We start from the raw sequence: 24,557 nt of genomic DNA on the forward strand, positions 1-24,557 counted from the left end.
GACCGGACCATGGCGCCCAGCACTGCCTTCCCGCGCGGTGGGCGCCATGGTCCCGGCGCCCGCCGTGCGCTAGGCTCGCGCGCATGTTCCTCACCTCTCGTGCCTAGGCCGCAGCCCGCCCTTCGCGCCGGCCTGCCCGCCTCTGCCTGAGGAACAACCACCATGTCTTCGCCACGCCCGACGGCGTCCTACGCCGCCGTCCTGCGGGTCCCCCATGCCCGCCGCACCTTCGCCGCCGCCCTGTTGGGCCGGCTCTCCTACGGGATCGTCTCCCTCTCCCTGCTGCTCTCGCTCGCCGCGGCGACCGGCTCGTACGCCGCCGCCGGCATGATCACCACGGTCTTCGCCGCGACCAGCGTCGTCCTCGGCCCGGCCCGTGCCGGGCTCATCGACCGCTGGGGGGCACGACGCGCCCTGCCCACCCTCGCCACCCCGTACGCGGTGGCACTGTCCGCGCTCTGCCTGGCCACCTGGCGGCCGGGTGCCCCGCTCTGGCTGCTCACCCTGCTGTCGGCGACCGCGGGCACCCTCACCCCGCCGCTCGGCCCGACCATGCGGGCGCTGTGGAGCGCCCTCGTTCCGGACAAGCGCCTGCTGCAGCGGGCGTTCAGCCTGGACACGGTGGCGGAGGAGGGCCTGTTCATGACCGGTCCGCTGATCGCCGTCGCCGTCCGCCCCGCGCTCGGTCTGGCCCTGTCCGCCGCCCTGGTCCTCATCGGCACTCTCGCCCTGACGGCGTCCCCGGCCGCGAAGCTGCTCACCGCGCGCGAGCCCTCGGCTCCGGCCGCGCGGCTGCGGTCGGCGGGGGTCCGCAGGGCGGCGTACGCGGCGGCCGGGCTCGGCTGCTGCCTGGGCGCCCTGGAGCTGTACGTCGTCGTCTTCGCCGACCACCACGACCGCGCCTCCGCCGCCGGCTGGATCCTCGCCGCGCACGCGGCGGGCAGCGCGATCGGCGGGCTCCTCTACGGCCGGATCGCCTGGCGGCGCCCGGCCGCCGGCCGGCTGCCGTATCTGCTAGCCGCCCTCGCCCTGCTCTTCGCCCTCACCGGCGCCGCCCCGACCGTCGTCCTCTTCGCCCTCGGCATCGCGGCCGCCGGCACCGTCGTCTCCCCCACCATGGCCACCGCGTACCTCGCGGCCGACGAACTCGCCCCGCCGGGGACCGCCACCCGCGCCAGCGCCTGGGTCAACACCGGTGTCAACGCGGGCTCCTCGCTGGGCTCCGGCACCGCCGGGCTGCTCGTCGACCGGCTGCCGCTGCCGCTGTGCTTCCTGCTGGCGGCCGCGCCTCCGCTGCTGCTCGCGCTCCGCGCGTATCCCCGGTCCGGGCGGGACGCTCAGGGCCGGAGCGCCGTGCCCCTCGCGGAGGCTTCCGAGGGCCGGGCGTAGCGGGTTCCGGGCCGATACCTCGCGTGTCCGCCCATACCTCGCCCGCCGCGTACTTCAATCGTCAACTTCCCTATGCCACAGGCATGTTGGCGCTTACTGTGGCCCGCAGCACCAGACGTCAAGGAGCTGCGGTGGGCAAGCGCCAATTAGGACAATATCCCCAGTCACGGTACACACACCTGCTCTCGTCCGAACGTAACAGCAACTACACACAGCACCGGCCGGCGACCTTCGAGATCCCCGTCGAACGGCCCCCGAAGGGCTGCCAGTCGTGCACCCTCGCCTGTGAGACCTGCCGTACGTCGCTCACGTACACGGTCTTCAGCATCCCGGCGACCAGAGCCCGGCGCTGGGCGTGGCTGCTCACCACCCTGGCGGGTATCGCGTCGATGCTCGTCTCGGTCCTGGCCATCCACCACCTCGGCGGCGAGCACCCCGGCGAGCCCGGCGAGGGCGTCAGCGGACTCCTGACCCTCGGCTCGGTCGGCGGCTTCATCGTCGCCGCCATCGGCCTGAGCTTCTGGTGGTACGAGGACGGCGTCCGCGGCCCCGGCCGGCTGATGGGCATCGGCGGCCACACCATCAAACGCTGACGGCGCGCCACCGGCCTCATGGCCGTGGCGCGCCGCAGTGGCGTGCGTTGTTCCGCGTGCGTCGTTCCGGGTGGGCGAAGGAGGATTTGAACCTCCACAGCCGAAGCGGGGGCTTTACAGGCCCTTGGGATCACCGATTCCCAGTTCGCCCGGGACGGAGGAGGTGGGGGTCGAACCCACACGGATGCTTGCGCACCCCAACGGTTTTCGAGACCGCGGCCGGCGCCGCCTTTCGGCTGGCTCCTCCATGAACTGCGGGACGTACGCGGAGAGTGCGCGGATCGAACGCGCGCGGGCTCGCACCCGACTACGGCTTAGCAAGCCGCTGCCTTACCACTCGGCCAACTCTCCCAGCTGCCGGACGAGGACTCGAACCTCGAATCTCCTGATGCAGAGTCAGGCGTGCTGCCCATTGCACTATCCGGCAGGGACACAGCAGACGGGCGGCCACGAAAAAGCCGCCCTGGCGGGAATTCCCGCGGGCGGCCCGGCGACATCCGTCACCGATGGCTAGGTGACCTGCCCGGGGCTCCCCTGCTGGGAAGGGGTACTGGAAGAGCGCTGATACGCCTGTGACAGACCGGCCTGGACGTTCATCGTGCGCTCCCCTCTCGCCTCGTTGGTGATGTCACCACTGTGCCGGGCGCCGACCGCCAGGGCAACGGATTATCCGCCGGGCTCAGCCGAACGCGGCAGGACGAGCAGCGCGTCGTCGGTGGGGTTGCCCTCCCCGCGGGCCGGGAAGTGGCGGACCAGCGCGTGGCGCATCCTGTCCACAGACGTTGGCCAACAAGCGTTGGCATCACCGCGAAGGGGGCACCACCATGAACGCCACCGCACTCCCCGCCACCACCCGGGTCGCGATCGTGGGCGCCGGTCCGACCGGCCTCGCACTGGCCGTCACGCTGGCCGGGGCCGGAGTCGACTTCGTACTGCTGGACCGGCTGAGCGAGGGCGCGAACACCTCCCGCGCCGGAGTGGTGCACGCCCGGACGCTCGAAGTGCTGGACGAGCTCGGTGCCTCGGCCGCTCTGATCGAACGGGGCCTGGTCATCGACCGGTTCCGGGTCCGCGACGGCAGCCGGCAGCTCGCCGCGATGGACTTCTCCGCGCTCCCCACCCCGTTCCCGTACGCGCTGATGGTCCCGCAGTACGAGACCGAGGCCGTGCTCCTCGCCCGGCTGCGCGAGCTCGGCGGTGACGTGCACCGGCCGTACGAGGTCGCCGGAGCCGAGCAGGACGACGACGGGGTCACGCTCACGATGGCCACCGGCGAGACGCTGCGCGCCGAGTACGCGGTCGGCGCGGACGGGATGCACAGCGTCGTCCGCGAGGCCGCCGGCATCGGCTTCCGGGGCGGTGCGTACGCGCAGTCGTTCGTGCTCGCCGATGTGACGATGGACTGGGCGCCGGGCCGCGACGAGGTGTCGCTGCAGTTCGACGCGGCGGGACTGGTCGTCATCGCACCGCTGCCGAAGGACCGTTACCGCGTGGTCGCCACCGTCGACGACGCCCCGAGCGAACCGGACACCGCCTACGTCCAGCGCATCCTGGACGAGCGCGCTCCCGGCCGCGCCAAGGTCACCGGGACGGTGTGGAGTTCACGCTTCCGGGTGCACCACCGGGTCGCCGACTCCTACCGCAACGGCCGGCTGCTGCTCGCCGGGGACGCCGCGCACGTACACAGCCCGGCCGGCGGCCAGGGCATGAACACCGGTATCCAGGACGCCTTCGCGCTCGGCCGCGCCATCGCGGAGGACCGGCTGGACGACTACGAGGCGCGGCGCCGCCCGGTCGCCGAGCGGGTCGTGGCGTTCACCGACCGGATGACCCGGATCGCCACCACCCGGAGCCGCGTGCTCCGCACGGCGCGCAACCTGGCGCTGCCGGTGGTCAGCCGGATCCCGGCCTTCCGCACCCGGCTGGCCACCGAACTGGCCGAGCTGAACTACCGCTGACCGGTGGCCGGCCGGCAGCTGGCGGCGCGGTGACGATCGCCTCCGGTTCAGGGTCAACCGGGCGTCGACGAGCGGTCCGCGAGGTGAGTGGGGACGGTGGGGGCGATACCGTCGGGAACGTCGGGGCGGCATCCGCACCGACGCCCCCGCCCCGCCCGGCCGCCCCGGCGCCGGAACCACCCGTCCGCTCCCCCCGGAGGACCGCAATGCCGCGCAGCCGCGCAGAAGAGCCCGGGAACGACGTCCCGGCGGGCCCGCTGTACGTACCCGTACGGCGCGGTCCCGCCGGTTACGCGCTGCGGCTGTGCCGTACGCCGCTCGGTTCGAGGACCGCCGTCGCCTTCACCAGCGAGCGGCGGCTGCGGTCGGTCATGGGCGCCGGGCAGGAGTGGATCCGGCTCTCCGAGCCGGCGGTCCGGGCGCTGTCGGCGCCGCTGGGCGCCGCCACGGTGACCGTCGACCCGCTGCTCACCGCCCGCCGGGTGCGGGACCCCGAGGCCGTCGCCGTCGCCCTGTGCTGACGACGGCCGCGTCCACCACCCCCGCTCACACCGCGGGCTGTACGTCGCCCACCATCGAGGAGGGGACGTCGCCGCGGCCCGCCAGATCGCCCGGCGGGATGCCGGGGTGGTGCCGGGCGGCCGCGTCCGGGCCCGGAGCCCCGGCCTCGCCGAGGGCGAGCCGGGAGACGATCCGGTAGCGGTCGCCGCGGTAGAGCGAGTGGACGTACTCGACCGGGCGGCCGGTCTCGTCCTTGGTGAGACGTTCGAAGAGCAGCGCCGGGGAGAGCAGCGGCACGCCCAGCAGCCGGGCCTCGACCTCGTTGGTGACGGTCGGCTCGATGGACTGGACCGCCTCGTGGACCCGCACCCGGTGCTGGTCGCGCAGGAACTGGTAGAAGTCCCCGGACTCCATGTCCGCCGGCCGCAGACCCGGCACGAGCAGGGCGGGCACGTGCAGGTACTCGATGGCCATCGGCTCGCCGTCGACGAGCCGGAGCCGGGCGATGTAGGTGATCTCGGCCGCGGGCGAGATGTGCAGTTTGCGGCCCACCCTGGCACCGGCCTGGACGGTGGTCAGCTCCAGGACCTTGCTGGACCAGGTGCCGTCGGCCTTCGGCAGCGAGAACGAGTGCTCGTCCGCCACCAGTTCCTGGGTGATCTTGGCGGGAGCGACGAACATCCCGCGCCCGTGCTCGCGGACGATCAGTCCGGTGTTGACCAGTTCGTCGACCGCGGAGCGCAGCGTCGGGCGGGAGACCGACAACTGCTCGCACAGGGTCCGCTCGGAGGGGATCGGATCGCCGGGCACATGGGATTCGACGAGCTCCAACAGGTAGTCACGCACCCGTTCGCGCTTGAGCGCCGACCGCGGCGACTCGCTTCCCATACCTGACTCCTTCGTGCCGTCCGGGGTCCGCCCCGGCGCGTCCGGGCTGTGTGCCGTCTGCGTCCTGTCCAGTCCCGCCCCTGAAGGCTATCCAGATCCTGACCAGTACGCCAGGCCGGTCCGTCCCGAGTCGGCGGACGGGTTGCGACCGGAACCGAAGATCCGGGGGAATCAGGGGGTCAGGCCTTTGCCTGCACGACCTCTTGACGGCATCACTGGTCTATGCCACCTTCTCCAACCAGCACCAGACCAGTTGTGAAGTGGTAAGTTCCGCCGCTCCTATTCGAGGTGACAGACCCCGTGAGAACCAGACTCCTTGCAGGCACCGCGGCGCTCGCGATCGCCGTAGCCGGCCTGAGCGCCTGCAGTTCCTCCTCCGACTCGTCGGACACCGCAGGCGACGGCAAGAGCCCCGCCGAGCTCACCGTGTGGATCATGAAGGGCAGCGTTTCCGATCCCTTCCTCCAGCGGTTCAGGACGGACTTCGAGACGACCCACTCCGGAACCACCCTGAAGATCCAGATCCAGGAGTGGGACGGTATCGGCGCGAAGATCACCAGTGCTCTGGCGAGCAAGGACGCGCCGGACGTCATCGAGGTCGGCAACACCCAGGTCGCGCAGTACGCCGCCAGCGGCGGGGTCAGGGATCTGACCGGGAAGGTCGCCGACCTCAAGGGCGCGGACTGGATACCGGGCCTGGCCGAGCCCGGCAAGATCGACGGCAAGCAGTTCGGCATCCCCTGGTACGCCGCCAACCGTGTGGTGGTCTACAACAAGGACCTCTTCACCCAGGCCGGCATCACCACCCCGCCCAAGACCCGCGACGAGTGGATCGCCGACACCACCAAGCTCAACACCGGTGGCAACGACGGGATCTATCTGACGGGACAGACCTGGTACGCGCTGGCCGGCTTCGTCTGGGACGAGGGCGGTGAGTTCGCCGTCAAGGACGGCGACCAGTGGAAGGGCACCCTCGACACGCCCCAGGCGCAGGCCGGGATGGCGTTCTACAAGAAGCTCCAGGCCCTGGGCAAGGGCCCGAAGGACTCCGACGAGGCCAAGCCGCTCCAGGCGGAGGTCTTCGCCAAGGGCAAGAGCGCGCAGATCATCTCGGTCCCCGGTGGCGCGGCCGCGATCATCAAGGCCAACCCGGCGATGAAGGACAAGATCGGCTTCTTCCCGATCCCCGGCAAGACGGCCGACAAGCCCGGCGCGGTCTTCACCGGCGGCTCCGACCTCATCATCCCGGAGGCGTCGCAGCACCAGGACGCCGCCTACGAGGTCGTCAAGGCGCTAGCCGGCGAGAAGTGGCAGACGGACATGGCCAAGGAGATGAGCTACGTCCCCAACAGGACGTCCTTGGCCGGTGTGCTGGCGGGCAACGAGGGCGGCGCGGTGATGGCGGTCGGCGCGGCCAACGGCCACGGCACCCCCAACTCCCCCAACTGGGCGGCCGTCGAGGCGAACAACCCGATCAAGCAGTACATGACGCAGTACCTCACCGGAGCGGACCCGGCCGCGGCCGCCCGTACCGCGTCCGAGGCCATCACCAAAGCCCTGAACACCGCTTCCTGAACGGGGACCGGTCCGTGCGGGCCCGCGCGGCCGCCCCCGCCTGACGAGAAAGCCCCCACCAGGACACCAGGAGAAGTGCCGTGCCCGCTGCACCCCCCGCCGCCCGCCGGCGGCCCCCTCAACAGGCCTCCGTGGATCCGCCGCCGGCACCCCGCCGCCGCCGGCGACCCGTGCTCGGCGCCGTCTGGCCGTATCTGTTGATCGCTCCCACCGTGGTGGGCACGGCCTTCCTCCTGCTCTACCCGCTGATCCGCAACACCGTGATGTCCTTCCAGCACTTCCGGCTGGGCGAACTGATCCGCGGCGGCGCCACCTTCGTCGGATTCGACAACTACTCGGAGGTGCTCAACGACCCCGAGTTCTGGACGGTGGTACGCCGCACCCTGTGGTGGACCGCGATCGACGTCGTTCTCATCATGGTGATCGGCACCCTGGTCGCGCTGATGCTGGCGCGGCTCGGCAAGCGGATGCGGCTGGCCGTGATGAGCGCCCTCGTCCTGACCTGGGCGACGCCGGTGATCGCCGCCACCACCATCTTCCAGTGGCTCTTCCAGTCCCGCTTCGGAGTGGTCAACTGGGTGCTGGTGGAGCTCGGGTTCGACTCCTACCGCGACTACTCCTGGTTCGCCGACGGGAACTCGACCTTCTTCATCCTGGTCACCCTGGTCGTCTGGCAGTCGGTGCCGTTCGCCGCGCTGACCCTCTACGGCGGGCTCACCACGATCCCCGCCGAGCTGTACGAGTCGGCCCGGCTGGACGGCGCCGGCGGCTTCCAGGTCTTCCGGCACGTCACCTTCCCCATGCTGCGGCAGCTGTTCGCCCTGGTCACCTCGCTCGAAGTGATCTGGTGCTTCAAGTGCTTCGCCCAGATCTGGGTGATCAGCGAGGGCGGCCCGAACGGGGCGACCACCACCCTGCCCGTCTACGCCTTCCAGATCGCGCAGTCGCTCCACAAGTACGACGTCGGCTCGGCGGTCTCCACGCTCACCGTGCTGATCCTGCTCGTGGCGCTCGTCTTCAATCTGCGCCGGATGTTCCGGCAGGAAGGAGAGGCGCTGTGACCCGGTCGCTGCGCAAGGTCCCGCTCAACCTCGCCGCGCTGTTCGTGGTGGCGGTGTCGGTCTTCCCCGTCTACTGGATGGTGCTGACCGCCTTCAAGCCGACCGTGGACATCCAGGCCGACACCCCGTCGTTCTGGCCCCGGCACCTCACCCTCGCCCACTTCTCCACCGCCGTGCACGCCGACGGCTTCGGCACCTTCTGGCGCAACAGCCTCACCGTCACGCTCGGCGCGGTGCTGCTCTCGCTGGCCGTCGCGCTGCTGGCCGCCTTCGCGGTCGGCCGGATGCGCTGGCGCGGCAGGCGGGCGTTCATCCTGATGGTGTTCACCGCGCAGATGGCGCCCTGGGAGGCGCTGCTGATCCCGATGTACGTCATCGCCCGGGACACCGACATGCTCGACAAGCTGTCGATGCTCACCCTGGTCTACTTCATGACCACGCTGCCGTTCACCATCGTGACGCTGCGCGGGTTCCTCGCCGCGATACCGGTGGAGCTGGAGGAGGCGGCCCAGGTGGACGGCTGCACCCGGCCGCAGGCGTTCCGCCGGGTGACGTTCCCGCTGCTCGCCCCCGGGCTGCTGTCCACCTCGCTGTTCGGGTTCATCACGGCCTGGAACGAGTTCGCGTTCGCCAACACGCTGATCATCAAGAACCAGGACGCCAGGACGCTGCCGGTGTGGCTCTCCTCGTTCAGCAATGTCTTCGGCACCGACTGGGGCGCCACCATGGCCGCCTCCTCGCTCTTCATGCTCCCTGTCCTGGTGGTCTTCCTCGCCCTGCAGAACCGGGTCACCTCCGGGATGACCGCCGGTGCGGTCAAGGGCTGATACGCGTGCTGAGCGGGCTGACCCGATTCCGTCCGGGCCTGGAGGCCGAGCTGTGATCATTCCCCACCCCAGTCATCTGGTCCGTATCCCGGGCCACTTCACCTTCACCACCGACACGACCGTCCGGGTCACCGAGGGCGCGGAGGGCGCCGCCCGGCTGCTGCGCACCCTGCTGGGCCCCGCCACCGGGCTCCCGCTCCGCTCCTCCCCCGACGGCAACGTCATCCTCGCCCTGGACCCGCAGCTCGGCGGGCTGGGCGCGGAGGGCTACGGGCTGACCGTCGGCCCGGACGCGATCCTGCTGCGGGCGGCGCAGCCGGCCGGGCTGCTGAACGGCGTTCAGACGATCCGCCAACTGCTGCCCCCCGAGGCGCTGTCGGCGGTGCCGGTCACCGGGGTGCCGTGGCGGCTGCCGTGCGTCCAGGCCACCGATGTGCCGCGGTACCACTGGCGCGGGGCGATGCTCGACGTCGCCCGGCACTTCCAGCCGGTGTCGTTCCTGCGGCGCTTCGTGGACCTGCTCGCCTTCCACAAGCTCAACGTGCTGCATCTGCACCTCACCGACGACCAGGGCTGGCGGATGCCGGTGCCCGGGTACCCGCTGCTGACGGAGACCGGCGGCCACCGGGCCCGCAGCATGACCGGCCGGGCCGGCAGCGCCAGTTACGACGACACCCCGCACGGCGGTGTCTACACCGCCGCCCAGCTGCGGGCGCTCGTCGGCTACGCGGCCGAGCGCGGTGTCACCGTCGTCCCCGAGATCGAGATGCCGGGCCATGCGCGGGCGGCGCTCGCCGCCTATCCACAGCTGGGGAACGTCCCCAGCCGGCAGCTGGACGTGTGGACCGAGTGGGGGGTGTGCGAGAACGTCCTGGGCGTGCACGACGAGGTGCTGGAGTTCTGCCGCACGGTGCTCGGCGAGGTCCTGGACGTCTTCCCGTCCCCGTACATCCACATCGGCGGCGACGAGTGCCCCACCGTCGAGTGGGAGAACAGCCCGCGGGCGCGGCAGCGGGCCGTGGCCGAACGGCTGGCGGGGCCGAAGGCGCTGCACGGCTGGTTCCTCGGACGGATCGGCGACTTCCTGCTGCGCGAGGGCCGCAAGCCGGTGTGCTGGGCGGAGGACGGCGGGATCCTGCCGCCGGAGTTCACCGTCATGCCGTGGCGGGACTCGGGCCACGGGCTGGCCGCCGCCCGCCGGGGCCATGACGTCGTGATGGCGCCGTACCGCTCCACCTATCTCGACTATCCGCAGACCGACCGGCCGGGCGAGCCCTTCGGGCAGTCCGGTGCCGTCGTCGATCTGCGGGCCGTGCACGGCAACGACCCCGCGCCGCCGGACTGGGAGCCGGCGGCCGCCGCCCGGGTGCTGGGCACGCAGGGGCAGTTGTGGACCGAGTTCGCCGCCACGCCCGCCCAGGTCGAGTACCTCGCCTTCCCCCGGCTGTCGGCGCTCGCCGACAGCGCGTGGAACCCCCGCAGCGACTGGACCACCGACTTCCTCCCCGCCATGCGCCACCACGAGGCCCGGCTCGCGGCGCTCGGCACCCACCGCTGACAGCCGTCCCGGCACCGCCGGGCGCGTCCCCCACAGATGTTCCACCGTGCACCACCCGCAAGCGCACCACCCGCAGTCGCACCAGCAGTAGTTCCTTCCAGCACCTCCCCCTGCGACACCCCCACCTGGAAAGGGATTCACCGTGTCCGCAAGATCACGTATACCCGTCCGCGTGCGTACGGCGATGGCCCTGTGCACCTCCGCGGGACTGGCCTGTGCCGCGCTGACGGCCATGCCCGCCTCGGCCGCCCAGGACTCGCTCAGCGCGCAGTACCGCACCAGCGCGACCGGGGCCACCGCCGACCAGTCGGAACCGTGGCTGAAGGTCACCAACACCGGCAGCACGACCGTGCCGCTCAGCGGTGTGACGGTGCGCTACTACTTCAAGGCCGACACCGCCGACTCCTCGTACCGCTTCGCCTGTTCCTGGGCGGTGCGCGGCTGTGCCAACATCACCGGCACGTTCGGCACCCTGGCGCACCCCACCGCCACCGCCGACCGCTATCTGGAGATCGGCTTCACCGCGGGCGCCGGCTCGCTCACGCCCGGCGCCGACACCAGCGACATGCAGCTGCGGTTCTACCGCTCCACCTGGGCGACGCTCCGGCAGAGCGACGACTACTCGTTCAACGGCGCCCAGACGTCGTACGCCAACTGGTCGAAGGTCACCGTGCAGCGCGGCGGGACGGTCCTGTGGGGCACCGCACCCGACGGCAACGACCCGACACAGCCGCCGACCGACCCGCCCACGACGCCCCCCACCACGCCGCCGAACCAGAACGGCCCCGCGCTCTTCGACGACTTCAACTACACCAGCAGCAGCGACCCGCTGGTGCAGCAGCACGGCTGGACGGTGAAGTCCGGGCAGGGCGGGCCCGGTGTCCCGGGCGCCACCTGGTCGCCGCAGGACGTCACCTTCGCGCCGGAGAACGGCAACAGCATCATGAACCTCCGGCTCACCACCGACGGAACGGCCGCCGGCACCAAGGAGACCGAGATCCAGACCACGGCGCGCAAGTTCCGCAACGGGACGTACGCCGCCCGCGTGAAGTTCAACGACACCCCCGCCACCGGCCCGGACGGGGACCACGTCAACCAGACGTTCTTCGCCTTCACGCCGCTCGCCCACGACATGGACCCCGACTACGGGGAGCTGGACTTCGAGTACCTGCCCAACGGCGGCTGGGGCGAGACCGGCGACATCATGTACACCACGTCCTGGGAGACCTACCAGAACGACCCCTGGAACGCGGTCAACACCCACACCGAGAGCCGGCAGAGCTACGACGGCTGGCACGATCTGATCGTCACCGTCGACAACACGAACATCAAGTACTACATCGACGGGCAGCTGTTCGGGACGCACGGCGAGCCGTACCTGCCGGAGACGCCGATGTTCATCGACTTCAACCACTGGCTCATCGACCTCGCGGGACAGACCGGCAGCACGCCCCGCTCCTACGACCAGAAGGTCGACTACGTGTACTTCGCCAAGGACCAGGTGCTGAGCCCGGCCCAGGTGCAGGCCCAGGTGGCCGCCTACCGGGCGGCCCATGTCACCCAGGTGGACACCGTCCCGGCGGGCTGAACCCGCCGGAGCGGCGGCACCGTCAGCCCGCGGGTTCGATCCGGACCTCGTGGGTCCCCGCCGCCGGGTCGCTGACGGCCAGCAGCCGCGCGCCCTCCGCCATGAGGGCGTCGCGGTCGCCGGCCGTCAGGCGTACGAAGGGCGTGACGCTCACCGCGGCGCCGGCCTTCGTACGATCGAACCGCCAGGTGCCGCCGACGAAGCCGTCGACCAGGATCGTGCCGCGGACGATGCCGTTGACCGTCATCACCCGCTTCCGGTGCTCGTCGGCGAGGATCCGGGTCCGGTCGGCGTGCGACAGCAGCAGGTTGTCGAAGTCGGCGACGAAGCGGGCCGGGACGGGGACGTCCCGGTCGGGGAGCGCCGCGCCGGGCAGATCGTGGAGCTCCCGGCCCTCCTCGTCACGGTATGGACGAAGGTCCAAGCCCGCCACGACCGAGCGCAGCCCGGTCAGTCCCGACCACTTCTGGATGTCGGCGACGGTCGCGGGGCCGAACGCCGCCAGGTAGCGCTCGACGACGGGGCCGGGGTCGGGGTCGGCGAGCGGCGCGCCGAGGTACTCCTCGACGGTGGCGTAGGTGGGCTGCCCGCTCTCCCCCCACAGCCCCCGCGGCGGCAGCTGCACCAGCGGCGCCCAGGTGCGCAGCGCCTTCTCCAGCGAGTCCGGTGCGGTGTCCGGCCAGCGGAGGGCGAGCAGCTCGCGCAGCTCAGCGGGATTGCGCGGACGCTCGGCGAGCAGCTCGCGGCCGGCGGCCACCAGCTCGTCGCGGTCCACGCCGGCCAGCGCCGCCCCGCCCCACGTCGCGCTCCCGGCCACCCGGTCGAGCATCGGCTGCAGCACCGGCCGCAGCAGCAGCGCGTCGGCCGCGCTCACCAGGTGCACGGTGCCGCGCATCAGCGTCAGCCGCACCGCGCCGCGGTCCTTCATCAGCCGCGCCAGCTCGTCGAAGGAGAAGTCCCGCAGCCGGGTCCACAGGCCGATGTACGGGGCGCTGGACGCCTGGGATTGCATGCCGAGCAGCCGCTCGATCATGTCGATCGCGGGCATCTCCGCCCGCTCCAGGAGGAGTTGGCGCTCCAGCAGAGCACGGTTGAGCGTACGGCGGTCCAGCGTCGTCGTCGGCATGGCGCCTACGCTACGACGCCTTGCGGACGGTTCCGGTCCGCAACAACGACGCGAGCAGGCGCTATGCCGCGGAGGAGCCGACCCGCCGGGCTATCGGGGGTTCGGCCTCGTGGTGGATCGGCGTGTGCGCTCCGGTCAGCGGGACGCCGCTGCCGCCGCGCCGGTGGGCGACGATCTCCGCGGCGATGGACAGCGCGGTCTCCTCGGGCGTCCGGGCGCCGAGGTCGAGGCCGATCGGCGAGCGCAGCCTGGCCAGTTCGAGCTCGGTGACGCCGACCTCCCGCAGCCGCTCCAGGCGGTCCAGGTGGGTGCGGCGTGAGCCCATGGCGCCGACGAAGGCGATGGGAAGCTTCAGGGCCCGCTCCAGCAGCGGTACGTCGAACTTGGCGTCGTGGGTCAGTACGCAGATGACCGTACGGCCGTCGACGCGTCCCGCGGCGGTGGTCTCGTCCAGGTAGCGGTGCGGCCAGTCGACGATGACCTCGTCGGCCTCCGGGAAGCGCGCGCGGGTGGCGAAGACGGGGCGCGCGTCGCAGAGCGTCACCTCGTAGCCGAGGAACTTGCCGACCTTGACGACGGCGCCGGCGAAGTCGATCGCACCGAAGACGATCATGCGGGGCGCCGGCACGCTGGACTCGACGAGCAGGGTGAGGGGTTCGCCGCAGCGGCTGCCGTCCGCGCCGATCCCGATGGTGCCGGTCCGGCCCGCCTCCAGCAGGGCGTGGGCCTCGGCCGCCGCCGTGCGGTCCCGCTCGGGGTCGCCGAGGCTGCCCTCGTACCGTCCGTCGGCCCGCAGGGCCAGGGCCCGGCCGAGCAGTTCGGCCGGTCCCTCGACGATCCTGGCCACCGCGGCCGTCTCTCCCGCTGCGGCGGCGGCCAGGGCCGCCGTGAACTCCGGCCGCACGCCGGGGTCCACTCGCTGGACGAAGATGTCTATGACGCCGCCGCAGGTGAGTCCCACGGCGAACGCATCGTCGTCCGAGTATCCGAAGCGCTGGAGCACGGGCTCCGCCGAGTCCCCCGACTCCAGCGCTTCCTTGCAGAGCTCGTAGACAGCTCCTTCGACACACCCTCCGGACACGCTGCCGATCGCGGTGCCGTCGGAATCGACGGCGAGCGCGGCACCGGGCTGCCGGGGAGCGCTTCCGCCCACCGCGACCACGGTCGCGACGGCGAACGGACGCCCCTGGCGGCACCAGCGGTGCAGCTCGTCAGCGATGTCCAGCATGGTGAACAGCTCCTCTACTTGACGCCGAGCCAGCTCTCGATGGGGTGGAGAGCGAAGAAGACGAAGAACACCGCCGTGAGCACCCACATGAAGAGGCCGGGCTCACGCCACTTGCCCTGCGCCGCCTTGATGGCGGTGTAGGAGATGACGCCCGCGGCGACACCTGCGGTGATGGAGTACGTGAAGGGCATGAGGGCCACGGTCAGGAAGACCGGGACCGAGACCGAGCGGTCCGACCAGTCCACGTGCCGGGCGTTGCTCATCATCATCGCGCCGATGACGACCAGCGCCGCGGCCGCGACCTGGCCCGGGACGATCTGGGCCAGCGGGGTGAAGAACAGGCCTGCCGCGAAGAGCAGACCGGTGACGACGCTGGACAGACCCGTGCGGGCGCCCTCGCCGACTCCGGTGGCCGACTCGATGAAGACCGTCTGGCCGGAGGCGCCGGCGACGCCGCCGATCGCACCGCCCGCACCGTCGATGAACAGTGCCTTGCTGAGGCCGGGCATCCGGCCCTGCTCGTCGGCGAGCTTGGCCTCGGTGCCGACGCCGATGATGGTGGCCATCGCGTCGAAGAAGCCGGCCAGCACCAGGGTGAAGACGATGACGCCGACGGTCATGCCGCCGATGGAGCCCCAGCCGCCGAACTCGACGTGTCCGAAGAGTCCGAAGTCGGGCATGGACACCGCGCTGCCGTGCAGCTCCGGGGCCGCACCGCCCCAGTCCTGGTCGGTCAGGCCGCCGACGGAGTTGACCACGACCGAGAGGATCGTGCCGACGACGATGCCGATCAGGATCGCGCCGGGGATGTTGCGGGCCTGCAGCATGAAGATCAGGAGCAGCGTGACGCAGAAGAGCAGGACCGGCCAGCCGGAGAGCTGTCCGCCGATGCCGAGGGTGACCGGGGCGGTGCCCTTCACGTCACCCTTGCCGACGAAGCCGGCGTTCACCAGGCCGATGAGGGCGATGAACATGCCGATGCCGATGGTGATGCCGTGCTTCAGGGCCAGCGGTATCGCGTTCATGACGATCTCGCGGAGCCCGGTCACCACCAGCAGCACGATGATGACGCCGTAGATCACGCACATGCCCATGGCCTGCGGCCACGTCATGTTGGGGGCCACCTGGGTGGCCAGTACACCGGAGACGCTCAGTCCCGCGGCGAGGGCGAGCGGAACCTTGCCGAGGAAGCCCATCAGCAGGGTGGAGACCGCCGCGGCGAGGGCCGTCGCGGTGATCAGTCCCGCATGGCTGAGCTTGTGCCCGCTGGCGTCCGGGCCGGAGAGCAGAAGGGGGTTGAGGAGCAGGATGTAGCACATCGCCATGAAGGTCGTGATGCCGCCGCGGACCTCGCGGGGAATCGTCGACTCTCTTTCGGAGATGTGGAAGTACCGGTCGAGCCAGGATCGGCCGGCCGGTGGGCGCGAGCCCGCGCCCGCGTCCTCCGCCGTGGTCTTCAGCTCTACAGGGGTTTGGGTCATGGTGCCGACTCCCAAGGTTCAATGGGACACCCGCACATGGTGTGCGGATTTTGGGATGCTGCTATGGCTGCACGACCCGGGGGACGGCCCGAGGCGAACGGGGTGGAGCGGGGTGGCCGGTGCGCGCGGCGGGAGCCGGGCACGGGCCGGAACGGCGTCCGGTCGGCGGCCGCGGGTGCGGCCGGTCCGGTCGGGGTGCCGTTGCCACGGAGGCCGGGTGGTGGCGCCTCGGTGGCCCCGGACGGGGCGGGGATCGTCATTCCCCCACCCCGTCCGGAGGTCGTCACGTGCCGGTGAGGTGTTCGGGCCTGACCGGTACGCGCTTGAGTGCCAGACCGGTCGCGGCGCGGATGGCGGCGACGACGGCGGGCGTGGAGGAGAGCGTCGGGGCCTCACCGATGCCGCGGAGCCCGTACGGGGCGTGCTCGTCGGCGAGTTCCAGCACGTCGACCGGGATGGTCGGCGTGTCGAGGATGGTGGGGATCAGGTAGTCGGTGAAGGACGGGTTCCGTACCTTCGCGTTCTTGTCGACGATGATCTCTTCCATGACGGCCAGGCCGAGGCCCTGGGTGGTGCCGCCCTGGATCTGGCCGACGACCGACAGCGGGTTGAGCGCCTTGCCGACGTCCTGGGCCGCGGCCAGCTCGATGACCTTGACCAGGCCCAGCTCGGTGTCGACCTCGACGACCGCGCGGTGGGCGCAGAAGGAGTACTGGACGTGACCGTGGCCCTGCCCGGTGACCAGGTCGAACGCCTGGGTCGGACGGTGCCGCCACTCCAGCTCGAGATCGATGGTCTCGCCCTCGATGACGTCCACCAGATCGGCGAGCACCTCGCCGCCGTCGGTGACGACCTTTCCGCCCTCCAGGAGGAGTTCGGCGGTGGCCCACGCGGGGTGGTAGCTGCCGAACCGGGCGCGGCCGAGCTCCAGGACCTTCTCGCGGACGGCCTCGCAGGAGTTCTTCACCGCGCCGCCGGTCACGTACGTCTGCCGGGAGGCGGACGTGGAGCCGGCGGAGCCGACCTGGGTGTCGGCGGGGTGGATCGTCACCTGCGCGACGCCGAGTTCGGTGCGGGCGATCTGGGCGTGCACGGTGACGCCGCCCTGGCCGACCTCGGCCATCGCGGTGTGCACCATGGCGACCGGTTCGCCGTTGATGACCTCCAGCCGCACACGGGCGGTGGAGTAGTCGTCGAAGCCCTCGGAGAAGCCGACGTTCTTGATGCCGACCGCGTAGCCGACCCCGCGCACGACACCTTCGCCGTGGGTGGTGTTCGACAGACCGCCGGGCAGCGCGCGGACATCGGTGCTCCGGCCGGCGGAGTCGCCGGCCAGCCACTGCTGCTCGGGCGGCATCGGGAGCGCCTTGACGCGGCGCAGCAGTTCGGCGACCGGGGCCGGGGAGTCGACCGGCTGGCCGGTCGGCATGATCGTGCCCTGGCTCATGGCGTTGAGCTGACGGAACTCGACCGCGTCCATGTCGAGCGCGGCGGCGAGCTTGTCCATCTGCGCCTCGTAGGCGAAGCACGCCTGGACCGCGCCGAAGCCGCGCATCGCGCCGCAGGGCGGGTTGTTGGTGTAGAGCGCGACGGCCTCGATCTCGACGTCGTCGATCACGTACGGGCCGACCGCCAGCGAGGAGGCGTTGCCGACGACGGCCGGGGAGGCCGAGGCGTAGGCGCCGCCGTCCAGCACGATCCGGCACTTCATGTGCGTGATCTTGCCTTCGCTGGTGACACCGTGCTCGTACCAGAGCTTCGCCGGGTGGCGGTGCACATGGCCGAAGAAGGACTCGAAACGGTTGTAGACGATCTTGACCGGCTTGCCGGTGCGGAGCGCCAGCAGGCACGCGTGGGCCTGCATCGACAGGTCCTCGCGGCCGCCGAACGCGCCGCCGACGCCGGACAGCGTCATACGGATCTTGTCCTCGGGCAGACCGAGGACCGGGCCGAGCTGGCCGAGGTCCGAGTGCAGCCACTGGGTGGCGATGTACAGGTCGACGCCGCCGTCCTCGGCGGGCACGGCCAGGCCGGACTCCGGGCCGAGGAAGGCCTGGTCCTGCATGCCGACCTCGTACTCACCGCTGATGACGATGTCGGCGCGCTGGGCGGCCTCGTTCGCGTCGCCGCGGATGATCGGCTGGCGGTGCACGATGTTCGGGTGCGTGACGTGGTCCGCGTGGTGGTCGTCGCGGTTCGGGTGCAGGATCGGCGCACCGTCCGCGAGCGCCGTCTCCTCGTCGATGACCAGCGGCAGCAGCTCGAACTCGACCTTGATCTTGGCGGCCGCGCGGCGCGCGGTCTCCGGGTGGTCGGCGGCGATGATCGCGATCGGCTCACCGTGGTAGCGCACGACGCCGTCGGCGAGGACCGGGGTGTCCTTGTACTCCAGCCCGTACTTGGTGAAGGCGGGCAGGTCGTCATGGGTCATGATCGCGTAGACGCCGGAGGTGGCGAGCGCCTCGCCGGTGTCGATCGACAGGATCTTCGCGTGGGCGTGCGGGCTGCGGAGCGTGAAGCCCCACAGCATGTCCTCGTGCCACATGTCCGAGGAGTACGCGAACTCACCGGTGACCTTCAGGGTGCCGTCCGGGCGCAGCGTGGACTCGCCGAGGCCGCCCTTGGTCTTGCTGCCCTGGGTGATGTTCGTGGGATTACGGGTAACGCCCATGGTCAGACGCCCTCTCCGGCGGTGACGGACTCGCCGCGCGCTGCCGCGAGGCGGACCGCGTCGAGGATCTTCTCGTAGCCGGTGCAACGGCACAGGTTGCCCGAGAGCGCCTCGCGGATGTCCTGGTCGGACGGGGACGGGTTGCGCTCCAGCAGTTCGTCGGCGGCGACGAGGAGGCCGGGGGTGCAGAAACCGCACTGCACGGCACCGGCGTCGATGAACGCCTCCTGGATCGGGGACAGGTCCCCGGACTCGGTGCTCTCACCGGTCTGCCCGTCGGCCGGCTTGGCGGCCCACTTCTGGGCCTCGCCGAGCGGGGTGCCGCAGGCGCCGGTCCCGCAGCGGCCGGCCGCGCGGTCCTTGGCGTAGTCCGCCAGGCCCTCCACGGTCACGACGTCGCGGTCCTGGACCTGAGCGGCGGCCACCAGGCACGCACACACCGGAACACCGTCGAGGCGGACCGTGCAGGAGCCGCACTCGCCCTGCTCACAGGCGTTCTTCGAGCCCGGGAGTCCCATGCGCTCGCGGAGGACGTAGAGAAGGCTCTCGCCTTCCCAGACGTCGTCGGCCTCCTGCGGGCGGCCGTTGACATTGAAGGTCACGCGCATGACTGCGTCCTCTCGTTCCCACGGTACTCGTCCCAGGTCCAGCCGAGCGTGCGGCGGGCCATGACGCCCAGCGCGTGACGGCGGTACGAGGCGGTGCCGCGTACGTCGTCGATGGGGTTGGCGGCCCCGGAGACCAGCTCCGCGAACTGCCGTGCCACGGCCGGCGGGATGATCTTGCCGTTCTCCCAGAAACCGCCCTCTTCGAGCGCGGCGGTGAGGAAGTCCTCGGCGACGCGGGCCCGCAGCGGGGTGGGAGCGGCCGAGCCGATGCCGGTCTTGACCGTCCTGGTCTCGGGGTGCAGCGCCAGGCCGAACGCGCAGACCGCGATGACCATCGCGTTGCGGGTGCCGACCTTGGAGAACTGCTGCGGCCCGTCGGCCTTCTTGATGTGCACGGCGCGGATCAGTTCATCGGCGGCGAGCGAGTTCCGCTTCACGCCGGTGTAGAACTCCTCGACCGGGATCAGCCGGGTACCGCGGACGGAGACGGCCTCGACCTCGGCGCCCGCGGCCAGCAGGGCCGGGTGCGAGTCGCCGGCCGGGGAGGCGGCACCGAGGTTGCCGCCGACGCTGCCGCGGTTGCGGATCTGCGGGGAGCCGACGGTGTGGGCGGCGAGCGCCAGACCGGGCAGCTCGGTCCGCAGGTGCTCCATGATCCGGGTGTACGGGACCGAGGCGCCCAGGCGGACGGTCTCCTCGGTCACCTCCCACTCCTGCAGCTCACCGATCCGGTTCAGGTCCAGCATCACGTCGGGCCGGCGGTGGTCGAAATTGATCTCGACCATCACGTCGGTGCCGCCCGCGATGGGCACAGCTGTGGGGTGCTCGGCCTTTGCGGCGAGCGCCTCCTCCCAGCTTGCGGGGCGCAGGAAGTCCATGGGGGTTCTCTTCTCGAATCTCGAGCGGGGCTGTTCACGTGTTGTTAACGCTGCGTGGGGCCCAGTACACGGCCCACCACCCTTCCGGGTGCAGTCACTGAAAACATGAAGGACTTGGCTGGCCAGTACTCATGTCTTGTAGATTCCTATGAAAGGGCGCCGTCCGAAACCTCGCGGCATCGGACCGGCAACACCGATGGAACGAACCAGGCGCCACCCTGGTAGGGCTTTGACCAGGCAAGCGTTCGAGACAAGGCGACAACGATGCGGCTGCGCGCACTGCTGGACACCGATGTTCTAGGCCTGCGCCTGCTCGGTGGTGAGGACGAGCTGGATCGCACGGTCCGTGGCGTGATGACCACGGATCTTCGCGATCCGAGCCGTTATCTCACGGGCGGTGAGCTGGTGCTCACAGGACTCGCCTGGCGGCACGAAGCGGAGGACTGCGAGCGATTCGTACGAATCCTCGCCTCGGCCGGTGTAGCGGGACTCGCGGCGGGCGAGGCCGAGCTGGGCTCCATCCCCGACGATCTGGTGGCGGCCTGCTTCCGGCACCGGCTGCCGCTGTTCGCCGTGGACGAGAACGTCGCCTTCGCCTCGATCACCGAGCACGTGGTCCGGCAGGTCTCCACGGAGCGGGCCGGCGATCTGGCCGCGGTCGTGGACCGGCACCGGCGGCTGATGTCGTCGGGCCCCGCGGGCGGCGGCCCCGACGCCGTGCTGGATCTGCTCGGCACCGACCTGGACCTGCGCGCCTGGGTGCTGTCGGCCACCGGGCGGCAGATCGCCGGCTCGGAGCATCCGCTGCCCACCGCGGTGCGCGCCGAGCTCGCCGGCGCCCATCTGGCCGCCATGCGCACCGCCCGGCCGTCCCCGCACCGCACGTCGATCGCGTCCGGCGGCACCACCAGCACGTACTCGCTCTTCCCGATCCGCACCGGCGGCACCACCCCCGCGGCCGACGTCCGGGCCACCCTGCTCTCGGACTGGTTCCTCGCCGTCGACGCCGACGCCGGGGACTGGCCCGCGGAGCGGCTGGACCTGCTCCAGGGCGTCACCCAGCTGATCGCCGTCGAGCGCGACCGCCACGACGCCGCGCGCACCGTGCGCCGCCGGCTCGCCCACGAGGTGCTGGAACTGGTCCAGGCCGGCTCGCCGCCGGCCGAGATCGCCGCCCGGCTGCGGGTCGCCGCCCCCGTCCTGGTCCCCGGGCTCGGCGCCGCGCCGCACTGGCAGGTCGTCGTCGCCCGGGTCGACTGGGCGGGCGGCGACGTGCCCGCGGGACCGGCCGCCCAGATGCTGCTGGAGGAGGCGCTGGTCGACCCGGCCGCCATCGGCCCCGACCCCACCGACCGCATCGCGGTGGCGCACGCGGGCGACGAGGCGATGGCCCTCGTACCGCTGCCGCCCGCCGACCCGTCCGACGACGGCTTCACCGACGACTGGCGCGCCGACGGCCTGCTCGACACCCTGCGGGGCCCGCTCAGCCGGGGCCTGGCCGACGACGGACGGCTCACCATCGGCGTCAGCGCCACCGTGCACTCCGCCGAGGGATTGCGCGGCGCCCTGGAGGAGGCCCGGCACGCCCGCCGGGTCGCCGCCGCCCGCCCCGGGCGGGTCTGCGTGGCCGGGCACGAGGAGCTCGCCTCGCACGTCCTGCTGCTGCCCTTCGTGCCGGACGACGTCCGCCGCGCCTTCACCGCGCGGCTGCTCGATCCGCTGCGCGCCTACGACCGGCGGCACCGCGCCGAGCTCATCCCGACCCTCGAGGCGTTCCTGGAGTGCGACGGCTCCTGGACCCGCTGCGCGACCCGGCTGCATCTGCACGTGAACACTCTGCGGTACCGTATCGGCCGGATCGAGCAACTGACCGGGCGTGATCTCGCGCGTCTGGAAGACAAGTTGGACTTCTTCCTCGCGCTCCGCATGAGCTGACGCCGTACCGGCGGACCCTCGATCACTCGGATCAGGAGCAATTGATCACCGCCCTCTTGGCGCGGGCCCCTGCGGCATGCTGGACTTCGACCACTTGGCTCGACGATGCGCTTGGGGGGTAGGTTGTGGCGGATACCGCCATGCCGGAATCTGTGGTGGGCACGCCCGATGTGTGGCGCCTCAGGGCCCGCGGCTGCTGGGCGGAGGCGGCGGCGATACTCGCCCCGTACTGCGCCGACAGCCCGGACACGGCGCTGCGCCGTGCCGCACTGCTCGTCGAGGGGTGCATGTTCACCCTCGACGGCTGGTCCGAGGCGGAGGACGCGCTGCGCTCCGCCGAGGCGCTGGCCGGCAGTGACGAGGAGCGGGGCGCCGCCGCGTGCGAGCGCGGCCATCTCGCGTACGCCGCCACGCTCTTCTCCGTCCGTGACCGCGCCGACGAGGCCCGGGCCGCGTTCGGCCGCAGCGCGGCACTGCTGAGCCAGGTGTCGCCGGGAAGGCCGCTGCTCGACTTCCGCCGGGGTCTGTTCGCCGAGAACGTCGCCCAGAACCCCACCGCCGCCCGCGCCGCCTACCGGCGCGCTCACGCGGGCGCCGTCGCCCACGGCGACGCGCTGCTGACCTCGTTCACCTGGCGCCATCTGGCCGGCCTCGCCGCCGCCGACGGCGACCTCGCCGAGGCCCACCGGGGCTTCACCGAGTCCCTCCGCATCCGCGTCGACATCGGCTACCTCGTGGGCACGGCCCCGGCCATGCTCGCCCTCGCCGCGGTGGAACCGGAACCCGCCGCGACGGCCCTGCGCGCCGAGGCCGCCCGCCTGCACGCCCTGCTGGGCGGAATCCCGGTCTGGCTCCCGCATCCGGCGGAGAGCGCCTGATCGGGGCCGGGCGCCGCGTCAGCCCCAGGCGGAGCCGGAGAAGTGCTCACGGACGAGTGATTCGACCGTGACCACGTCTCCGGCCACCAGCGCTTCCAGCAGCACGGCGTGCTCCGTCGCGTCGGCGAGCAGCTCCGCCGGGCGCGACGGAGTGCGGGACGGTCCGGAGACCGGCCACTGGGAGCGCCGGTGCAGCTCGTCCGCGACGGCGACCAGCTGGTGGTTTCCGGAGAGTTCGAGCATCGCGCGGTGGAAGACCCGGTCGGAGTCCGCGTAGGCGGCCCGGTCGCCGCGGGCGGCCGCGGCGACGGTGGCGGCGGCGAGCGGGCGCAGCGCCTCCCACCGCTCGGGGGCGATGGTGCGGGCGAGGCCGAGGACGACGGGGACCTCGATCAGCGCCCGGACCTCCGCCAGTTCCGCGAGGTCGCGCGCACTGCGTTCCGCGACCCGGAATCCGCGGTTGGGCATGGCCTCGACGGCACCCTCCCGGGCGAGCAGCTGCATGGCCTCGCGGACCGGCGTGGCCGATACGCCGTAGCGCTCGGCGAGCGAGGGCGCCGAGTAGACGGCGCCGGGCCGCAGTTCACCGCTGACCAGGGCGCTGCGCAGCGCGTTCAGCACCTGGTCGCGGACCGAGTAGCGCTCGGGCAGCCGCCGCTCGGCGGGGACGGTGTCACCGGCCGGTGCGGCGAATGCCGCGGCATGCGGGTGAGTTCCGCGGACCTGCCCGGGGCGGCGGGGCGGCGGGACGGACGGGGTTCCCGCAGGGCGCGCGGCGGCGGTGTCGTTCACCGGGTCCTTCCCTCTTGGACAGCACCACTCGTGTGGCGTAGTGCCGTTAGGTTAAACCCCCACCCCATCGGATAAGGTAAGCCTTACCTCCCTTGGAACCCTTTCTGGACGGTCCGCCATGCTCGCCATGCCTGTCACCGCGCCCGCCTACGCCCGCCTGACCGGGGCGTATCCCTCGCTGCGCGTGACCGAGGAAGCGCCCCGCAGCGGGGACGGCTGGGTGCGCGCCGACGAGCTGGCGGCGGGCGGAGCGGCCCTCGACGCCTTCCTGGCCTGGGACGAGCAGCAGGTACTGCGCGACCACGGGAAGCGCGCCCGCCCCGATGTGATCGCCGGCTTCGGCCTGCACCGCTACGCCTGGCCGGCCTGCCTGCTCTTCACCGTCCCGTGGTTCCTGCACCGCAGGGTCCCGTGGCTGCCGGTGTCCGATGTGTCGTTCCACCGCACCCAGGGCCGGCTGACGGTCCGCACCCATGACTTCAGCTGTCTGCCGGACGACCCGGCCGCCGTTCTCCCCGGAGCCCGCGTCGTGCCCTCCGAGGAGGCGCTGCGCCTGGAACTGCGCTCCGCGCTCGCCGAGCACCTCGGGCCGCTGCTGGACGGCTTCCAGTCCCGGCTGAGGCGGGGCAGGCGCGCCCTGTGGGGCATGGCGACCGACGAGGTCACCGAGGGCCTGTGGCGGGTCGGACATCTGCTCGGCGAGGGCGAGCGGGCGATGTCCGAGCTGACGGCCCTGCTGCCGGGTACCAGCGCCCCGTACACCGGCGGCGCGGGCTTCCGTGAACTGCGCGCACCCCGGCCGCTGCCGGACCGCGCGCCGTCCGGCACCCGGGACCGGGTCACCTGCTGCCTGTTCTACACGGTGCGCCCCACGGAGACCTGCGGCACCTGCCCGCGTACCTGCGACGCCGATCGGATCGAACGTCTGGCCGCCGCCAGCTGACCTGTTCGACCTTTCCATCCATAGGCGTGTTATTCCGGCGAAACCTCTTCACGTCCGTGCGCCGTTCGCCAAGATGGCG

Annotated in this window: 20 protein-coding genes and 4 tRNA genes; 12 read left to right on the forward strand and 12 right to left on the reverse strand. The window is 71.7% G+C overall.

Annotated features, from left to right (window positions below; translation table 11 throughout):
- Positions 1-162 precede the first annotated feature (162 nt).
- Together LNW73_RS06395 and LNW73_RS06400 are read left to right on the forward strand one after the other, a co-directional pair.
- Positions 163-1,389, forward strand: a complete 1,227-nt coding sequence (locus LNW73_RS06395) for an MFS transporter (RefSeq protein ID WP_250989268.1) — start codon at positions 163-165, stop codon at positions 1,387-1,389.
- Between the two features lie 131 nt (positions 1,390-1,520).
- Complete coding sequence (locus tag LNW73_RS06400) at positions 1,521-1,982, forward strand: hypothetical protein (RefSeq protein ID WP_250989269.1); 462 nt, start codon at positions 1,521-1,523, stop codon at positions 1,980-1,982.
- Positions 1,983-2,053: 71 nt separating this feature from the next.
- Here LNW73_RS06400 and LNW73_RS06405 read toward each other — a convergent pair.
- The 4 genes from LNW73_RS06405 to LNW73_RS06420 all read right to left on the reverse strand — a co-directional run bounded on the left by LNW73_RS06405 (position 2,054) and on the right by LNW73_RS06420 (position 2,409).
- Positions 2,054-2,133, reverse strand: a tRNA-Tyr gene (locus tag LNW73_RS06405).
- Between the two features lie 4 nt (positions 2,134-2,137).
- A tRNA-Ser gene (locus LNW73_RS06410) sits at positions 2,138-2,229 on the reverse strand.
- 19 nt (positions 2,230-2,248) lie between these two features.
- Positions 2,249-2,333: transfer RNA gene (locus tag LNW73_RS06415), tRNA-Ser, on the reverse strand.
- A gap of 3 nt (positions 2,334-2,336) precedes the next feature.
- Positions 2,337-2,409 (reverse strand) — tRNA-Gln (locus tag LNW73_RS06420).
- Between the two features lie 397 nt (positions 2,410-2,806).
- Here LNW73_RS06420 and LNW73_RS06425 point away from each other — a divergent pair.
- Together LNW73_RS06425 and LNW73_RS06430 are read left to right on the forward strand one after the other, a co-directional pair.
- Positions 2,807-3,940, forward strand: a complete 1,134-nt coding sequence (locus tag LNW73_RS06425) for an FAD-dependent oxidoreductase (RefSeq protein ID WP_250989270.1) — start codon at positions 2,807-2,809, stop codon at positions 3,938-3,940.
- 206 nt (positions 3,941-4,146) lie between these two features.
- A complete protein-coding gene (locus tag LNW73_RS06430; protein ID WP_250989271.1) occupies positions 4,147-4,461 on the forward strand; it encodes an SAV_915 family protein in 315 nt (104 codons plus the stop codon).
- Between the two features lie 25 nt (positions 4,462-4,486).
- On the opposite strand, the gene LNW73_RS06435 is transcribed toward LNW73_RS06430, so the two are convergent.
- Positions 4,487-5,329 (reverse strand): GntR family transcriptional regulator, encoded by an 843-nt coding sequence (locus LNW73_RS06435; protein WP_250989272.1) that lies wholly within the window; start codon positions 5,327-5,329, stop codon positions 4,487-4,489.
- Positions 5,330-5,629: 300 nt separating this feature from the next.
- Here LNW73_RS06435 and LNW73_RS06440 point away from each other — a divergent pair, with 300 nt between their 5' ends.
- The 5 genes from LNW73_RS06440 (at position 5,630) to LNW73_RS06460 (ending at position 11,938) form a co-directional block, all read left to right on the forward strand.
- A complete protein-coding gene (locus LNW73_RS06440) occupies positions 5,630-6,904 on the forward strand; it encodes an extracellular solute-binding protein (protein ID WP_250989273.1) in 1,275 nt (424 codons plus the stop codon).
- Positions 6,905-6,984: 80 nt separating this feature from the next.
- Positions 6,985-7,965, forward strand: a complete 981-nt coding sequence (locus LNW73_RS06445) for a carbohydrate ABC transporter permease (protein WP_374118043.1) — start codon at positions 6,985-6,987, stop codon at positions 7,963-7,965.
- Positions 7,962-8,792, forward strand: coding sequence for a carbohydrate ABC transporter permease (locus LNW73_RS06450; RefSeq protein WP_250989274.1), 831 nt, complete (start codon positions 7,962-7,964; stop codon positions 8,790-8,792). The genes LNW73_RS06445 and LNW73_RS06450 overlap by 4 nt, the downstream gene beginning before the upstream one ends.
- Positions 8,793-8,844: 52 nt before the next feature.
- Positions 8,845-10,350 carry a beta-N-acetylhexosaminidase gene (locus LNW73_RS06455; protein ID WP_374118044.1) on the forward strand — a complete coding sequence of 502 codons (1,506 nt, stop codon included), beginning with the start codon at positions 8,845-8,847 and terminating at the stop codon, positions 10,348-10,350.
- Between the two features lie 184 nt (positions 10,351-10,534).
- Positions 10,535-11,938, forward strand: a complete 1,404-nt coding sequence (locus LNW73_RS06460) for a cellulose binding domain-containing protein (RefSeq protein ID WP_250992826.1) — start codon at positions 10,535-10,537, stop codon at positions 11,936-11,938.
- 22 nt (positions 11,939-11,960) lie between these two features.
- On the opposite strand, the gene LNW73_RS06465 is transcribed toward LNW73_RS06460, so the two are convergent.
- The 6 genes from LNW73_RS06465 to LNW73_RS06490 form a co-directional block, all read right to left on the reverse strand.
- Positions 11,961-13,064: a winged helix DNA-binding domain-containing protein gene (locus tag LNW73_RS06465; protein ID WP_250989275.1), complete on the reverse strand. Its 1,104-nt coding sequence runs from the start codon at positions 13,062-13,064 to the stop codon at positions 11,961-11,963.
- 61 nt (positions 13,065-13,125) lie between these two features.
- Complete coding sequence (locus tag LNW73_RS06470; protein WP_250989276.1) at positions 13,126-14,292, reverse strand: XdhC family protein; 1,167 nt, start codon at positions 14,290-14,292, stop codon at positions 13,126-13,128.
- 14 nt (positions 14,293-14,306) lie between these two features.
- Entirely contained in the window at positions 14,307-15,773 is a 1,467-nt protein-coding gene (locus tag LNW73_RS06475; protein WP_250989277.1) for an NCS2 family permease, read from the reverse strand.
- A 283-nt stretch (positions 15,774-16,056) separates the two neighbouring features.
- Positions 16,057-18,444: a xanthine dehydrogenase family protein molybdopterin-binding subunit gene (locus LNW73_RS06480; protein WP_250989278.1), complete on the reverse strand. Its 2,388-nt coding sequence runs from the start codon at positions 18,442-18,444 to the stop codon at positions 16,057-16,059.
- Positions 18,445-18,446: 2 nt separating this feature from the next.
- Positions 18,447-19,052 (reverse strand): (2Fe-2S)-binding protein, encoded by a 606-nt coding sequence (locus LNW73_RS06485; RefSeq protein ID WP_250978278.1) that lies wholly within the window; start codon positions 19,050-19,052, stop codon positions 18,447-18,449.
- Positions 19,043-19,930 carry an FAD binding domain-containing protein gene (locus LNW73_RS06490; protein ID WP_138358062.1) on the reverse strand — a complete coding sequence of 296 codons (888 nt, stop codon included), beginning with the start codon at positions 19,928-19,930 and terminating at the stop codon, positions 19,043-19,045. The genes LNW73_RS06485 and LNW73_RS06490 overlap by 10 nt, the downstream gene beginning before the upstream one ends.
- 264 nt (positions 19,931-20,194) lie before the next feature.
- On the opposite strand from LNW73_RS06490, the gene LNW73_RS06495 reads away from it, so the two are divergent.
- Positions 20,195-21,865, forward strand: a complete 1,671-nt coding sequence (locus tag LNW73_RS06495) for a PucR family transcriptional regulator (protein WP_250989279.1) — start codon at positions 20,195-20,197, stop codon at positions 21,863-21,865.
- A 140-nt stretch (positions 21,866-22,005) separates the two neighbouring features.
- Positions 22,006-22,743, forward strand: coding sequence for a hypothetical protein (locus LNW73_RS06500; RefSeq protein ID WP_250989280.1), 738 nt, complete (start codon positions 22,006-22,008; stop codon positions 22,741-22,743).
- Positions 22,744-22,761: 18 nt separating this feature from the next.
- Here the strand turns inward: LNW73_RS06500 and LNW73_RS06505 are convergent, their stop codons facing one another.
- Entirely contained in the window at positions 22,762-23,535 is a 774-nt protein-coding gene (locus LNW73_RS06505; RefSeq protein ID WP_250978275.1) for a GntR family transcriptional regulator, read from the reverse strand.
- Between the two features lie 118 nt (positions 23,536-23,653).
- Between LNW73_RS06505 and LNW73_RS06510 the strand changes: the two genes are divergently transcribed.
- On the forward strand, positions 23,654-24,478 hold the full coding sequence (locus tag LNW73_RS06510) for a (2Fe-2S)-binding protein (protein WP_250989281.1): 825 nt from the start codon (positions 23,654-23,656) through the stop codon (positions 24,476-24,478).
- The last annotated feature ends 79 nt before the right edge of the window (positions 24,479-24,557 follow it).

Source organism: Streptomyces sp. RKAG337 (assembly GCF_023701715.1).
Lineage (GTDB): Bacteria > Actinomycetota > Actinomycetes > Streptomycetales > Streptomycetaceae > Actinacidiphila.